Genomic DNA, 13,123 nt, shown 5'->3' with positions numbered 1-13,123 from the left:
TTTGAGGCATTCCCGCTTTCAAGCGGTTCGGCTCCGGCTTGAGAACTTCGATCCGGACACTGGCTGGCGCTTGTGGCTGTACGAATTCCTGCTGTTCGGGTTCAAGCAGGGATGGGCCTGCCTGTTCGGCGCATTGATGCTGGGCGTTCTGCTGGTGACGCATTTCGTCTATCCGCCAAACGCGCCGCTCTATCGCTACGATTTCCTGACAATTTGTGCGCTGCTGATCCAGATCGCGATGCTGGCTTTCCGGCTCGAGACCTGGGCCGAGGCGAAGGTCATCCTGATCTTCCATGTCGTCGGCACGGTGATGGAGCTGTTCAAGACGAGCACCGGCTCCTGGGTCTACCCCGAACCCAGTGTCCTCCACATCGGTGCGGTGCCGCTGTTTTCTGGCTTCATGTATGCGAGCGTCGGCAGCTACATTGCCCGCGTCTGGCGAATCTTTGATTTCCGCTACACTGCCTATCCGCCGCGCTGGATGACGTATGCGCTGGCAACGGCGATCTATGTCAATTTCTTCGCCCATCACTGGCTTCCCGACATCAGGCTGGCACTGTTCGCAGCCACTGCGCTGATATTCGCGCGGACGCGGGTGTATTTCAGGAACTGGCGCAGCCATCGCTGGATGCCGCTGCTGCTCGGCTTCTTGCTCGTAGCGGTGTTCATCTGGGGTGCTGAAAACATCGGCACTTTTGCTCATGCCTGGAGCTATCCGGGGCAAGAGGAGCAATGGCACATGGTCGGTGTTGCCAAGCTGGGCAGCTGGTTCCTGCTGATGATGGTCAGTTTCGTGCTGGTGAGCCTCGTGTCACCGATCAAAGCTCCCGAAGCTAACCAATCGGATCGTCGAGCGAGCGCGGCGGCGTGCTGAACCAGCGCGGGCCGCTTTCGGTCATGTGGAAGCAATCCTCGATCCGGATGCCGAATTCGCCCGGGATATAAATTCCCGGCTCATCCGAAAAACACATGCCGGCCGCCAGCTTCGTCGTCTCACCATGAACCAGATTGACCGGCTCGTGCCCGTCCAATCCGATCCCATGGCCGGTGCGGTGCGAGGTGCCGGGCAGCTTGTAGCCTGGCCCGTATCCCAGCGCGCGATAATAGGCCCGCACTGCATCGTCCACCTTGCCTGCTGGCGTGCCGATCTGTGCCGTTTCGAAGGCGATCTGCTGCCCCCGGCGCATCTGGTTCCAGACGAGCCGTTGTTTTGGCGTCGCGTCACCGAACACAAAGCTGCGTGAGATGTCGGACTGGTAGCCATGGACGTTGCAACCGCAATCGAGCAGCACCACCGAACCTTCGCGCACTTCCTGCTTCTGGTGCGATCCGTGGGGATAGGCGCTGCCTTCACCCAGCAGGACGAGAGCGAACTCCGGGACGCCTCCCATCTTGGTCGTCGCGTCGTTGATCATCCCGCCGATGTCTTGCGGGCTCATGCCCGCTTCGATGCGCGGATAGACATAGCGATAGGCCGCCATGGTGATGTCGGTCGCGGTCTGCATCAGGGCCAATTCCGCTGGAGATTTGATCATCCGGCACCCGCGCACCACCGCATCGGCATTGACGATGCTGGCTTGCGGAAGTGCGTGCTGCAGGCGGTCGACCGCGAAATAGCGCACCGTCTCCTCGATCCCGATGCGCCCCTTGCCCAGCCCCTGCCGGGTCAGCCATGCCCCAAGGATCGCGAGCGGGTTCTCATCCTCGTTCCAGGTCAGGACTTCGGCTTCAACGCCGAGCGTTTCGCGGACCGACGGTTCCTCGAAGAACGGGGTCACGATGGCGATCGCGCCTTCGCGTGTCATCACCGCCCCGGTCAGTCTTTCGCTGCGCCACCATTGGACGCCAGTGAAATAGACCATGCTCGATCCGGCTTCGATCAACACGGCGTCGATATCGTGCGCTCGCATCAGCGCTGCGGCGCGGGCAATCCGGGCCTTGCGCTCTTGCGAAGAGATAGGCGAGCTTGCAGCCGCGAGGTTGGGCAGAGTGCCACTCGCTTGCGCCATCGCGCGTAACGGAATGGCGCTGGCCAGACTCGCCAACCCGGCAGTTGCGATAAAATTGCGTCGATCCACGACCCCCTCCCCCGATTTGCCTATGTGTATAGCAGGACCGGAGCGATGTCGTCGCGCCATTGCTGCTCGTCCTGCGCGGCAATTGCTTCCAGATCACCGGCTTCGGCGGATCGGTCGTCGACCCATTCGCGCAGGCCCGGCCCGCCATTGATCACGTCGATCGCGAGCCGGTCGAACTCGTATTCATAGGCAAAATCGCGCCACAGATTGTAATCCGGGTAGAGCCGCCGGATCGCCTTGAACGCCAGCGCCTGCAAGCGCCACGGCTTGAACGCCTCGGGATCGTAGAACCGGCCTTCTGCATGGATCATGATCCCGTTGCACAACTCGCCAGCATGCTTGTGGAATGTCGGGGTGAACCAGCATTCCCGCAAGGCGCAGCCGCCCATCCATTGCGGAGCGACGCGCTCCATCTCTGCCAACACAGCTTTTGCATCGACGTCGGGCGCACCGAACAGCACTTCGAGCGGGCGCGTTGTCCCCCTCGCCTCGCTGAGATTGGCGCCTTCGAGCATCACCGTTCCGGCATAGGCGCGGGCCATGTTGAGGCTGGCGGCATTGGGACTTGGATTGATCCAGATGCGGTCCGTCGGCCAGCCATAACCCGGAGCGGAGTGCGGCTCCCAACCCGCCATTTCGATGACCCGGTAATCGACATCGAGGCCGAAATGGCGGATGAACCAAAGCCCCATTTCGCCCATGGTCAACCCGTGGCGCATCGGCATAGGGGCAGCGCCGACAAAGCTCTCCTGCCCCGGAAGCAGCAGTGTTCCCTCAACCGGGCGCCCTGCGGGATTGGGACGATCGAGCACCCAGACGCTCTTGCCATGTTTCGCGGCTTCCTCGAGCAGGTAGAGCAGCGTCGTGACGAAAGTGTAGATACGGCAGCCAAGGTCCTGCAGGTCGAACAGGAACAAATCGGCGCTCGACATCATCTGGCCGCTCGGGCGGCGAACCTCGCCGTAAAGGCTGAACACCGGAATGCCGTAAGTCGGATCGGTATCGTCCGCGGTCTCGACCATATTGTCCTGCTTGTCGCCCTTCAGCCCATGCTGCGGACCGAATGCGCTGGTGACGTTGATCCCGGCAGCGATGAGCGCGTCTAGGCTGTGCGTAAGGCCTTGCGTTACCGATGCCGGGTGCGCGACCAGCGCAACCCGCTTTCCGGTCAGTTCTGCGCGCAAACCTTGTTCTTCCAGCAGGCGATCTATCCCCAGCTTCATCGGGCGGTCTCCTTCGCCAGCGCGATACGAAAGCCGAACGGATCATGGAAGTCGGGCTTCAGGCCGTTATGTGCCATCGCCCAGTAGGAAGGACGTTTGCCCTTTTCCTCCAGGACTGCGGACAGCGCCGCCCGTTCTGCCCCTTGCAGGATGGCTGCATCGATAAAGACGGTTTGCATGAAAACGCTGTTTCCCCTGTCGTGTTTGATTTCGGGGCCGTCGCGCAACACCGGGTCTTCTCCCCGATGGCGATAGCCGCTGAAGCCATAGGCGGCCCACTGCCCTGATGGCGAGAAATTGTACTCGCGATAGCGCCCTTCCCCATCATACAGGAAAAGCTCGAAGCAGGTCGTCTTCCACAGGTCGTCCGCCTGCCCATGCCCCTTGAAATCGGGCACGACCAACGCAGCGCAACCATCGACGCGATAGCGCAACATCAACCGCCCGTCCGGCAATTCCACCCATCGCACGCTGACCCCGGTTATCTCCTCGGGCGCAAAAGTGGGGTGAGACACAAGATCGAAAGTTTGCAACCAAAGCCCTCCATGCTAGGCGCGCCGCTCTTTTTCAGGATGCAGCGATGGCTCAATACAAGTCCGAACTTCTCCGCCTACTGGATGAGCGGGGATATATCCACCAATTGACTGATGCGGAGGGGCTGGACGCTCTTGCCGCAAGCCAAGTAGTGCCGGGCTATGTCGGTTTCGATGCCACTGCACCCTCGCTCCACATCGGCAGCCTGGTGCAGATCATGCTGCTGCGCCGGCTCCAGCAGGCCGGGCACAAACCGATCGTGGTAATGGGCGGCGGGACGACCAAGATCGGCGATCCGTCCGGCAAGGATGAAAGCCGCAAGCTCCTCACTGCCGAGACGATCGGGAGCAACATTGCCTCGATCCTCAAAGTGTTCGAGCGGCTGCTGACCTTCGGCGACGGACCGAGCGATGCGGTGGTGGTAAATAACGACGAGTGGCTCGGCCAGCTCGGTTATATCGACCTGCTGCGCGATGTCGGCCCGCACTTCACCATCAACCGCATGTTGACCTTCGATTCGGTCAAGCTGCGGCTCGATCGCGAACAGCCGCTGACCTTCCTCGAATTCAACTACATGATCCTGCAGGCCTACGACTTCCTCGAACTGGCGCGGCGTTATGATTGTCGGTTGCAGATGGGCGGAAGCGACCAATGGGGCAACATCGTCAACGGGCTGGAGCTGGGACGGAGAATGGAAGGGCACGAACTGTTTGGCGTGACCACCCCTCTGATCACCACTGCAGATGGCGCAAAGATGGGCAAGACCGCCGCTGGCGCGGTTTGGCTTAACGAGGATCAGCTGCCCAATTACGATTTCTGGCAATACTGGCGAAATTGCGACGATCGCGACGTGGGGCGTTTCCTGCGCCTATTCACCGATGTCCCGATGGAAGAAGTCGTCCGGCTCGACGCATTGGCGGGCAGCGAAATTAACGCTGCCAAGATCGTGTTGGCGAACGAGGTCACCCGGCTCGTGCGCGGCGAAGCAGCGGCGAAGCTGGCCGAAACGACAGCCGCGGCCACCTTTGCGGGCGGCGGTCTGGGCGAGGATCTGCCGGTCCTGCACCTCGGGCCTGATGGAATGCGCATCGGTGCGGCACTGACCGAGCTTGGCTTCACGGCTTCAGGCGGCGAGGCGAAGCGCAAGCTCGCTGAAGGCGCAGTGCGCTTTAACGATGAAGTTCTCAGCGATCCAGGTCAGGTTCTTACCTTGGACGAAGGGGCAGAAGCGCGACTCAGCCTTGGTCGAAAGAAGCATGCTATCCTGAAGCGTTAAAGGGATAGCTGGCGATATCGTCGGTGATCCGCGTATCGGGCTTAACCGAATGTCAGCCTTTTTGGTGCACCTAGCTTTCCACCAAAACATTGGAGGGAAGCGTACATGGCCGCAGGGGCTCAGCTCAGCGTCACCGACCAACGCCGAATGGCGCGACATCCTGTCGATCATCCCGTGATCGCCGAGCATTTCCGCGCGGGCGACATGCGGATGCATATTGCCAATCTCTCCTCGCATGGATTCATGGTCGATGATGCGCGCGATCTGGCGCGTGGGGACAGGGTGATCGTGAGGTTGCCGGTCATCGGACGTATCGAGGCCTACGTCATCTGGGTGCGTGAGAATCGCGCCGGATTTCAGTTTGAACGAATCATCCGTGTCGACGACTTCATGGCCATGATCGACACTCTCCAGCCGAATCCGCGTCTGCGTCGGGCGCGCTAAAGCCGAACTTCACTGCTGGTAACAATCTGATAGCTTGGCAGCGCGACAATGCGCTGCCAAGGCAGCCAGCGTGAGCGACGCAACTCCCCATCCGCTACGCATTCCTGCGTTTCGCGCCTATTTCGTTTCCCGGTTTCTCACCACCATTGCGGTGAGCGCGCAGGCCATCATCATCGGCTGGCAAGTCTATGGCATCGCGCGCCAGACGATGGATATCAAGGAATCAGCCTTTCTGCTGGGCATGATCGGCCTGGCGCAATTCGTACCGCTGTTCCTGCTTACTCCGATCGTCGGGCTTGTTGCAGACTCTTATGATCGTCGCTGGATCGTTCGTGGCACGACTGCACTGCTGACACTGAATGCCCTGATGCTCGGCGCCTTGACCTACCTTGGCGCGCTGACGATGCCGTTCCTGTTCTTTGCTGCGGTATTTGTCGGGATCGCACGGGCATTTTCTGGTCCGGCCTTTTCGGCGCTTGCACCCAACCTCGTCCCGCGGGAGGTTCTGCCCACCGCCATCGCGGTCAGCTCGATCGCCTGGCAGACAGGCATGATCGCAGGTCCAAGCGTCGGCGGTGTACTTTACGCAATCCATCCCGATTTCGCTTATGGGTCGATTTCGGCGATGTTTGCGATTGCGCTGGGCATCCTGATGTTGATCAGGAAGGTTCCACAACCGCCGGTCCAGAAGGACCGCCGCCCACTCCATCGCATTGCCGACGGGTTCAGTTACGTGCGCAACAACCGGTTGGTGCTGGCGGCAATAACACTCGACCTGTGTGTAGTGCTGCTCGCTGGTTCCACGGCACTGCTGCCGGTCTATGCGCGCGACATCCTGCATGTGGGAGCAACAGGTTTTGGTCTGCTCGCCGCGGGCATGGGGATCGGTGCAGCTGCCGGATCGCTGTGGTTCACTTTCCGACCGATGAAGACAAATGTCGGCGTCAAGATGCTCGTCGCCGTGGCGATCTTCGCCTTCGCCATCATCACTTTCGGTGTGTCGACATGGTTCCCCCTGAGTTTGTTCGCCCTGATTGTCGCAGGCGCTGCCGATATGGTGTCGGTCTATGTCCGCCAGTCGCTCATCCAGCTGCACACGCCCGATGAAATGCGCGGACGCGTCGGGGCGATATCCGCTCTGACTATTTCGGCTTCGAACGAACTCGGGGAAGCCGAAACAGGTGTGATGGCCTCCCTGCTCGGTCCGGCGGGGGCGGTTGTATTCGGCGGCTGCGCCGCCATCTTGGTGACGATTACATGGACCTGGCTGTTCCCCGAGCTGCGGCTCGCGCGGACATTCGATCCCAAGGATCGGTCAGATGGAAAACCTAAAGAGGAAGGATCTGCCTCATGAAAGCCGACAATGTTCTCGCCACGATTGGCAACACTCCGCACATCCGGCTCTCCCGCCTGTTCCCCGACCATGAAGTCTGGATCAAGTCAGAACGCTCGAACCCCGGCGGATCGATCAAGGATCGTATCGCGCTTGCCATGGTCGAGGATGCGGAAAAGGCCGGCAAGCTGAAGCCCGGCGGTACGATCATCGAACCCACCAGCGGCAACACCGGTATTGGCCTTGCCATGGTCGCCGCGGTCAAGGGCTACAAGCTGGTGCTGGTCATGCCCGAAAGCATGAGCATCGAACGCCGCCGCCTGATGCTGGCCTATGGCGCAAGCTTCGATCTTACGCCCAAGGAAAAGGGCATGAAGGGCGCAATCGAGCGCGCGCAGGAATTGGTCGGTAAGACCGACGGTGCATGGATGCCGAGCCAGTTCGACAATCCTTCCAATTTCGAAGTCCACAAGCGCACTACCGCGCAGGAAATCCTCGCAGATTTCAAGGGAAGTCCGGTCCACGTGTTGATTACCGGCGTCGGCACTGGTGGCCATCTGTCGGGGACCGCTGAAGTGCTGAAAGCCGAATGGCCGGGTATGAAAGCCTACGCCGTCGAGCCCGAGGCTTCACCCGTCATCGGGGGCGGCCAGCCTGGTCCGCACCCGATCCAGGGCATCGGGGCAGGTTTCGTGCCGGAGAATCTCCACACGCAGGCGATCGACGGCGCGATCGCTGTCGATGCCGAGGCGGCCAAAGAAATGGCGCGTCGGTGCGCGCGCGAAGAAGGGTTGCTGGTCGGTATTTCGAGTGGCGCTACGCTGGCGGCCATTGCGAAAAAGCTACCAGAACTCGCAGCCGGAAGCCGCGTACTTGGCTTCAACTACGATACCGGCGAGCGCTATCTGTCGGTGCCGGAGTTCCTGCCTGAATGAGCGACTTCGAGACTGTCGCCTACCGTGACGGAGACACAGCACTAACCGGGCTCCTGGCAAGACCGGAAGGTTCGCCGAAGGCTGTCATAGTCGTGTACCCGACGATCATGAACTCCACACCAGCGGTTGAAGCCAAGGCAAAATCGCTGGCGGATGCAGGCTATCTGGCCATGATTGCCGATTTCTATGGCTCCAATCCGGAGGACATGGCCGCATCGCAGGCATTGGCAGCGCCGTTGCGAGCCGATGCAAAGGCGATGCGCGATCGGATGCGCCCTGCCCTGCACGCCTTGGCCGATGTTGCAGGCGCCATTCCCATGGCTGCAATCGGCTTTTGCATGGGCGGTCAGGCAGCTCTGGAGATGGCACGCGAGGGTGCCGATCTTGTGCTTGCCGCAAGCTTTCACGGATTGCTTGAAACCCATGCTCCAGCAGATGTGGGTGCGATCAAGGCGCGCATATTGGTATGCCACGGCGATGCCGATCCGCTTGTCCCACGCGAACAAGTTCTCCAATTCTGGGAAGAGATGGACCGAGCGGGTGCCAACTGGCATTTTCACAGCTATTCCGGCGTCAAGCACGGGTTCACCAATCCGCAAGCGCCTTCGGGAATGCCCGCGATTGGCTACGACGCCAGCGCCGACCACCAAAGCTGGGCGGCGCTGATGTCGATGCTCGATGAGGTGCTAGGCTAGCCGGCTTGGCCGCTTATGCAGCCGTATCGAAGGCGTCTTCGTTCAACGCCATGACCGCTTCGCTCCCAGCCTCGAGCTTGCGGCGCAATGCTCCGGCATCTGGCAGAAACCGCTCGATATAATACCGCGCCGTCGCCAGCTTGGTTTCGTAGAACGCCTTGTCATCCGGCGCCGACGCCAGCTTCGCCTGTGCCACCTTGGCCATGCGCAACCACATCAGGCCGAGCGAGACAATCCCCATGATGTGCATGTAGTCGTGTGCGCCAGCGCCCAGATCATCGGGGTTTTTCATTGCATTCTGCATGAACCACATGGTTGCCGCCTGTTGCTCACCAAGCGCCTTCTCGAGTTTTTCAGCCAGCGGAGCGAGAGTTTCATCCGACTTGGCGGCTGAGCATTCATCGCCGACCATCTTGAAGAAGGCCTGGATTGCCGCGCCGCCTTTGTAGGCGAGCTTGCGACCACACAAATCCATCGCCTGCACACCATTGGTGCCTTCGTAGATCTGCGCAATCCGCGCATCGCGCACGAACTGCTCCATGCCCCACTCGCGAATATAACCATGCCCGCCGAACACCTGCTGCATATCGGTTGCCACGGCATAGCCCTTGTCGGTCCCGTACCCCTTGATGACGGGCGTCAGCAGGCCGATCATCGCATCGGCCTCGGCACGCTCTTCCTCGGTGGAGGCCTTGTGGCTTAGGTCGACCAGCAATGCGCCCCACAGGCACAATGCACGCATCCCCTCGGTAAAGGCCTTGGCGTCCATCAGCATCCGGCGCACGTCCGGGTGGACGATGATCGGATCGGCCTTGGCTTCCGGATCGGCGGGCCCAGTCAATGCCCTGCCCTGCCGACGATCCTTCGCATAGGCGACCGCGTTCTGGTAAGCGACCTCGGCCTGACTCAATCCCTGAATGCCGACGCCAAGGCGTGCGGCGTTCATCATGATGAACATCGCCGCCAGCCCCTTGTTTTCCTCACCGACGAGCCAGCCCTTCGCCTCATCGTAGTTGAGTACGCAGGTGGCGTTGGCGTGAATGCCCATCTTCTCCTCGATCGAGCCGCAGGAAACGCCGTTGCGTTCGCCCACCGAGCCATCGTCGTTGACGAGGAACTTCGGCACCACGAACAGCGAGATACCCTTGGTCGAATCCGGCGCGCCGGGCAGCTTGGCCAGCACCAGATGAATGATGTTGTCGGTCAGGTCGTGCTCACCCGCCGAAATAAAGATTTTCGTGCCGGTAATCGCATAGCTGCCATCCGCTTGCGGCTCCGCCTTGGTGCGAATGAGGCCGAGATCGGTGCCGCACTGCGGCTCGGTCAAATTCATCGTGCCGGACCATTCACCGGAGATCATCTTGGGAAGGTATTTTTCCTGCTGCTCTGGCGATCCCTTGGCCAGCAAAGCGGATACCGCGCCGTTGGTGAGGCCTGGATACATGCCGAAAGCCTGATTGGCACTGGAAATGAATTCCTCCAGAGCAAAGCCGAGCACGTGCGGCATACCCTGCCCGCCGAACTGCTCCGGCTGCGCGAGCGTGCCCCAACCTGCCTCGCAGAACTGCTTGTAGGCGTCCTTGAAGCCATCGGGTGTCGTCACTGACCCATCGGCATGACGCGTGCAGCCCTGCTCGTCACCAGACAGGTTGAGCGGCGCCAGAACTTCGGCGCAGAACCTGCCGCCCTCACCGATCACCGTATCGATGATATCGGGAGTGGCGCTTTCGAAACCGGGCAGGTTTCCATAGCTGGCGACGTCGAGCACTTCGTTGACGACGAAGCGTGTGTCACGCGCGGGAGCGGTGTAGCTGGGCATTTTATATCCTCTGGTCTGTATTAGCTGTCCGAAGTCACGCTTTCGACGTGGGCGATGAACTCGGTCAGCTCCTTGATCGAACTGTCGATATCGGCGCGCTGGTGCTTCAGTTTGGAGACATGGGCGCGGCATTTCTCGATCGTGACGCGACGCTGCTCCGCCCGGCCATCGTCGAGATCGTAGAGGTCGATCATCTCGCGTATTTCGGTCAGCGAAAAACCGACGTTCTTCGCGCGCATGATCCACGCGAGGCGGGCGCGGTCTCGCTTGGAATAGATCCGGTTCAAGCCGACCCGCGACGGCGCGATCAGCCCCTCGTCCTCGTAAAACCGCAAGGCGCGCGCGGTGCACCCGAACTCGCTGGTGAGGTCCGAGATGGAAAATTGTTCGCGCGACAGCTTGTCCGGCCGATCGAGCAACGCACGCGATTGGCCGTGGGGATCTCTTTCCGGTCTCGAATTGGAAGCACTAGCCATCACCGGTTAGTAGCCCTGAGTTACGTAAACGTCAAGTATTGACGGAAACGAGAGCATCACCGTCGAGCTTTCTGAAAAAGCAGACCCGCTCGCCGGTATGGCAAACCGGCCCCGCCGGGATGCATTTCAGGACCAGTGCATCCTGATCGCAATCGACGAGAATGTTTTCGACCTGCAAGACATTGCCCGAGGTTTCACCCTTCTTCCAGAGTCGCCCGCGAGAGCGAGAGTGGAAATGCGCAAAACCGGTTTCGCGCGTCGCATCGAGCGCTTCGGCGTCCATGAACGCTACCATCAGCACTTCGTTGCTAACCGCATCGACCACTACCGCAGAAAGCAAACCATTGCGATCGAACTTGGGTGTAAAACGCTGCTCTGTCACTTCGATCATGTCCCGATTGTCATATGAATTCTTGTTGCACGATAACCACATTGCGCCGGAAAATGGATTGCAAACTCACAAGGCTGTTTGAGGTCAAGACATTTTACGCGAATATACATCCAACGAGTTCAGAAGCTCGTTCCGCTGCAACAGAGCGTCGACAGAACGCCAGGTTCAGGGGGCAAAGTCCGACCGGACTGCTCAGGGGGTGAGCGAAAGGTCGGCGACGATGAGGGTTGGATCGAGGTGGTCCGTGGGGGAACCGCCGAACCGGAAACGGAGATCCCGACGATTTCGTCACGCGGCGCCCGGAGCCAAGGGAGGCTCCGGGCGTTTCGTTTGTTGGCTTTCCTCTTGAATGCCATGGGCGCGCGCCTCGTCGAGGACGCGCGCAAAACACGCAATCATGACGCTACGCGCTCCGGCCTGTTTGAGCGCTTTGACACAAGCCGTTCTGGTGGCACCGCTGGTAAGAACGTCGTCGACCAGCAAGATATCGCGGCCTTCGATTCGCTGCCTTGCCGCAGCCGCAGCGATGAATGCACCGCTCACCGTCCGTCGTCGCGCACGCGCGCTCAGGCCGCCGAGCGCCGGGGTTGCTTTGCGACGGATCAGGGCGTCGGGATAAAGCTGCCCTTTGCCAAGGCTCTCAAGTTCGCGACCAAGCAGCGCGGCCTGATTGAAGCCACGCTTCCACAGGCGCCAACGATGGAGGGGAACCGGGACAATCAACCGTTCCTCGCTGCACGAGGGAAGCCTCGCGGCGATCAGGCGCGCCAAAATCGTCGCCAGGGCTATGCGTCCACCGTGCTTGAAGGCCAGCACCAGCTTGCGCGAAGTCACATTGTATAGCGTGCCTGCGGCGATCCCGTCATGAACCGGGGGAGAGGCCATGCACGGCGCACAAACCGCTCCGGCACCCGGACCATGCTCTCCAAAAGGTCGTTGGCAAAGCACGCAACTCGGGTCGGTTGGAATGGCCAGCGTATACCAGCATTCCAGACACAGGCCCGATTGCTGTCCGATCGCCTTTTCGCAAGCAGGGCAGCGCGGCGGGTACACGAAGTCGATCAGCGGCGCGAGTGACGAAGCGAGAAAGCGCGTGCCTGTCACCATCGACGGCCTCGACCCTTGCCAACTGCCCGGCGGAACGTCACGGGAGCGCCATGACCGATCATCAGGTGCCCGAGATATTTTCGCGCCAACGGCGCCGGCTGCGCGACCAGCGGGCAAGCTATCGCCAGGCACGGGTCAGCGATCCGGCAAACTGGTTGAGCCGGGTTATGGCGGAGGACGCGATCGAACGCATCGATTTCGTCCGTCTCGAGCCGAAGCGCGTCTGGCTGGCGGGCGATTTGTCCGGGACGCTGGAGCGATATTTCAATTCCACAGGCGCCGATGTGGTCGCGCCGCCGCTTGCAAGTGTCGATGAAGAGCTGCCTCTCGATGGCGGGCCATTCGACCTTGCCATCAGTCTTGATCGCCTCGGGAGCGTCAATGACCTGCCCGGCGCGCTGATCCATTTGCGCAACGCGCTGGCACCCGGCGGGATGATGATCGCCATGATGGTCGGTGGCGGGTCCTTGCCTGCGCTGCGCAGCGCGATGCTGGCGGCGGATGGCGACCGCCCCGCCCCGCGCCTGCACCCGCAGGTGGAAAGCCGATCCGCGACAGGCCTGCTTGAACGCGCCGGCTTCTCCCGTCAGGTCGTTGACGAGCACGGGGTGACCGTCCGCTATCCCGATCTGGGGAAACTCGTGAGTGATTTGCGCGATCAGGCGCTGACCGCCGTACTCGCGCGCGGCGGCCCCGCGCTGAGCAAGGCAGCGCTGAAACGGGCCGAAGCTGCGTTTTCCGCGCAGGCCGATGACGAAGGCAGGATCGCCGAGCGTTTTGAAATCCTCACGCTAACCGGCTGGCGATGATGC

General features: G+C 60.9%; 14 protein-coding genes. 7 read left to right on the top strand and 7 right to left on the bottom strand.

Annotation, left to right across the window (positions count from 1 at the left end):
* Window position 1 precedes the first annotated feature (1 nt).
* Window positions 2–874, top strand: a complete 873-nt coding sequence (locus GRI58_RS06245) for a DUF817 domain-containing protein (protein WP_160752731.1) — start codon at window positions 2–4, stop codon at window positions 872–874.
* Here the strand turns inward: GRI58_RS06245 and GRI58_RS06240 are convergent.
* Genes GRI58_RS06240 through GRI58_RS06230 form a run of 3 tightly spaced genes read right to left on the bottom strand, consistent with a single transcriptional unit; the run spans window position 834 to window position 3,816 of the window.
* The gene (locus tag GRI58_RS06240; protein WP_337190900.1) at window positions 834–2,078 is read right to left on the bottom strand and encodes a M24 family metallopeptidase; all 1,245 of its coding nucleotides are present in this window, start codon (window positions 2,076–2,078) and stop codon (window positions 834–836) included. The two genes, GRI58_RS06245 and GRI58_RS06240, sit on opposite strands and share 41 nt — an antisense overlap.
* A 20-nt stretch (window positions 2,079–2,098) precedes the next feature.
* On the bottom strand, window positions 2,099–3,301 hold the full coding sequence (locus GRI58_RS06235; protein ID WP_160752730.1) for an exo-beta-N-acetylmuramidase NamZ family protein: 1,203 nt from the start codon (window positions 3,299–3,301) through the stop codon (window positions 2,099–2,101).
* Window positions 3,298–3,816, bottom strand: coding sequence for a DOMON-like domain-containing protein (locus tag GRI58_RS06230; protein ID WP_160752729.1), 519 nt, complete (start codon window positions 3,814–3,816; stop codon window positions 3,298–3,300). Before GRI58_RS06230 ends, GRI58_RS06235 begins: the two co-directional genes overlap by 4 nt.
* Window positions 3,817–3,881: 65 nt before the next feature.
* Between GRI58_RS06230 and tyrS the strand changes: the two genes are divergently transcribed.
* The 5 genes from tyrS (at window position 3,882) to GRI58_RS06205 (ending at window position 8,518) form a co-directional block, all read left to right on the top strand.
* Window positions 3,882–5,111, top strand: a complete 1,230-nt coding sequence (gene tyrS / locus GRI58_RS06225; protein ID WP_160752728.1) for a tyrosine--tRNA ligase — start codon at window positions 3,882–3,884, stop codon at window positions 5,109–5,111.
* A gap of 105 nt (window positions 5,112–5,216) precedes the next feature.
* Window positions 5,217–5,555: a PilZ domain-containing protein gene (locus tag GRI58_RS06220; RefSeq protein WP_160752727.1), complete on the top strand. Its 339-nt coding sequence runs from the start codon at window positions 5,217–5,219 to the stop codon at window positions 5,553–5,555.
* A 70-nt stretch (window positions 5,556–5,625) separates the two neighbouring features.
* Complete coding sequence (locus tag GRI58_RS06215) at window positions 5,626–6,909, top strand: MFS transporter (protein WP_160752726.1); 1,284 nt, start codon at window positions 5,626–5,628, stop codon at window positions 6,907–6,909.
* Complete coding sequence (gene cysK, locus GRI58_RS06210) at window positions 6,906–7,823, top strand: cysteine synthase A (RefSeq protein ID WP_160752725.1); 918 nt, start codon at window positions 6,906–6,908, stop codon at window positions 7,821–7,823. Before GRI58_RS06215 ends, cysK begins: the two co-directional genes overlap by 4 nt.
* Complete coding sequence (locus GRI58_RS06205) at window positions 7,820–8,518, top strand: dienelactone hydrolase family protein (RefSeq protein ID WP_160752724.1); 699 nt, start codon at window positions 7,820–7,822, stop codon at window positions 8,516–8,518. The genes cysK and GRI58_RS06205 overlap by 4 nt, the downstream gene beginning before the upstream one ends.
* A 13-nt stretch (window positions 8,519–8,531) precedes the next feature.
* Here the strand turns inward: GRI58_RS06205 and GRI58_RS06200 are convergent, their stop codons facing one another.
* From GRI58_RS06200 to GRI58_RS06185, 4 genes are all read right to left on the bottom strand, one after another.
* Complete coding sequence (locus GRI58_RS06200; RefSeq protein ID WP_160752723.1) at window positions 8,532–10,337, bottom strand: acyl-CoA dehydrogenase C-terminal domain-containing protein; 1,806 nt, start codon at window positions 10,335–10,337, stop codon at window positions 8,532–8,534.
* Between the two features lie 20 nt (window positions 10,338–10,357).
* Window positions 10,358–10,813, bottom strand: a complete 456-nt coding sequence (locus tag GRI58_RS06195) for a MerR family transcriptional regulator (protein WP_160752722.1) — start codon at window positions 10,811–10,813, stop codon at window positions 10,358–10,360.
* Window positions 10,814–10,844: 31 nt separating this feature from the next.
* Window positions 10,845–11,204, bottom strand: coding sequence for a phosphoribosyl-AMP cyclohydrolase (gene hisI, locus GRI58_RS06190; protein ID WP_160752721.1), 360 nt, complete (start codon window positions 11,202–11,204; stop codon window positions 10,845–10,847).
* Window positions 11,205–11,492: 288 nt separating this feature from the next.
* Window positions 11,493–12,311: a ComF family protein gene (locus tag GRI58_RS06185; protein WP_160752720.1), complete on the bottom strand. Its 819-nt coding sequence runs from the start codon at window positions 12,309–12,311 to the stop codon at window positions 11,493–11,495.
* Window positions 12,312–12,361: 50 nt separating this feature from the next.
* Here GRI58_RS06185 and GRI58_RS06180 point away from each other — a divergent pair, with 50 nt between their 5' ends.
* The gene (locus tag GRI58_RS06180) at window positions 12,362–13,120 is read left to right on the top strand and encodes a methyltransferase domain-containing protein (RefSeq protein WP_160752719.1); all 759 of its coding nucleotides are present in this window, start codon (window positions 12,362–12,364) and stop codon (window positions 13,118–13,120) included.
* Window positions 13,121–13,123: the final 3 nt, after the last annotated feature.

This window comes from Qipengyuania algicida, from assembly GCF_009828025.1.
Lineage (GTDB): Bacteria > Pseudomonadota > Alphaproteobacteria > Sphingomonadales > Sphingomonadaceae > Qipengyuania > Qipengyuania algicida.
Note: the sequence above shows the minus strand (reverse complement) of the source record. Positions and strands in the feature narration are given on the sequence as shown.

Excerpts from the sequence above, each read along its gene's own strand:
- GRI58_RS06185 (WP_160752720.1), bottom strand. The coding sequence starts at position 12,311 with ATGGTGACAGGCACGCGCTTTCTCGCTTCGTCACTCGCGCCGCTGATC.
- GRI58_RS06180 (WP_160752719.1), top strand. The coding sequence starts at position 12,362 with ATGACCGATCATCAGGTGCCCGAGATATTTTCGCGCCAACGGCGCCGG.
- GRI58_RS06205 (WP_160752724.1), top strand. The coding sequence starts at position 7,820 with ATGAGCGACTTCGAGACTGTCGCCTACCGTGACGGAGACACAGCACTA.
- GRI58_RS06220 (WP_160752727.1), top strand. The coding sequence starts at position 5,217 with ATGGCCGCAGGGGCTCAGCTCAGCGTCACCGACCAACGCCGAATGGCG.
- GRI58_RS06195 (WP_160752722.1), bottom strand. The coding sequence starts at position 10,813 with ATGGCTAGTGCTTCCAATTCGAGACCGGAAAGAGATCCCCACGGCCAA.
- tyrS (WP_160752728.1), top strand. The coding sequence starts at position 3,882 with ATGGCTCAATACAAGTCCGAACTTCTCCGCCTACTGGATGAGCGGGGA.
- cysK (WP_160752725.1), top strand. The coding sequence starts at position 6,906 with ATGAAAGCCGACAATGTTCTCGCCACGATTGGCAACACTCCGCACATC.
- GRI58_RS06235 (WP_160752730.1), bottom strand. The coding sequence starts at position 3,301 with ATGAAGCTGGGGATAGATCGCCTGCTGGAAGAACAAGGTTTGCGCGCA.
- GRI58_RS06200 (WP_160752723.1), bottom strand. The coding sequence starts at position 10,337 with ATGCCCAGCTACACCGCTCCCGCGCGTGACACACGCTTCGTCGTCAAC.
- hisI (WP_160752721.1), bottom strand. The coding sequence starts at position 11,204 with ATGATCGAAGTGACAGAGCAGCGTTTTACACCCAAGTTCGATCGCAAT.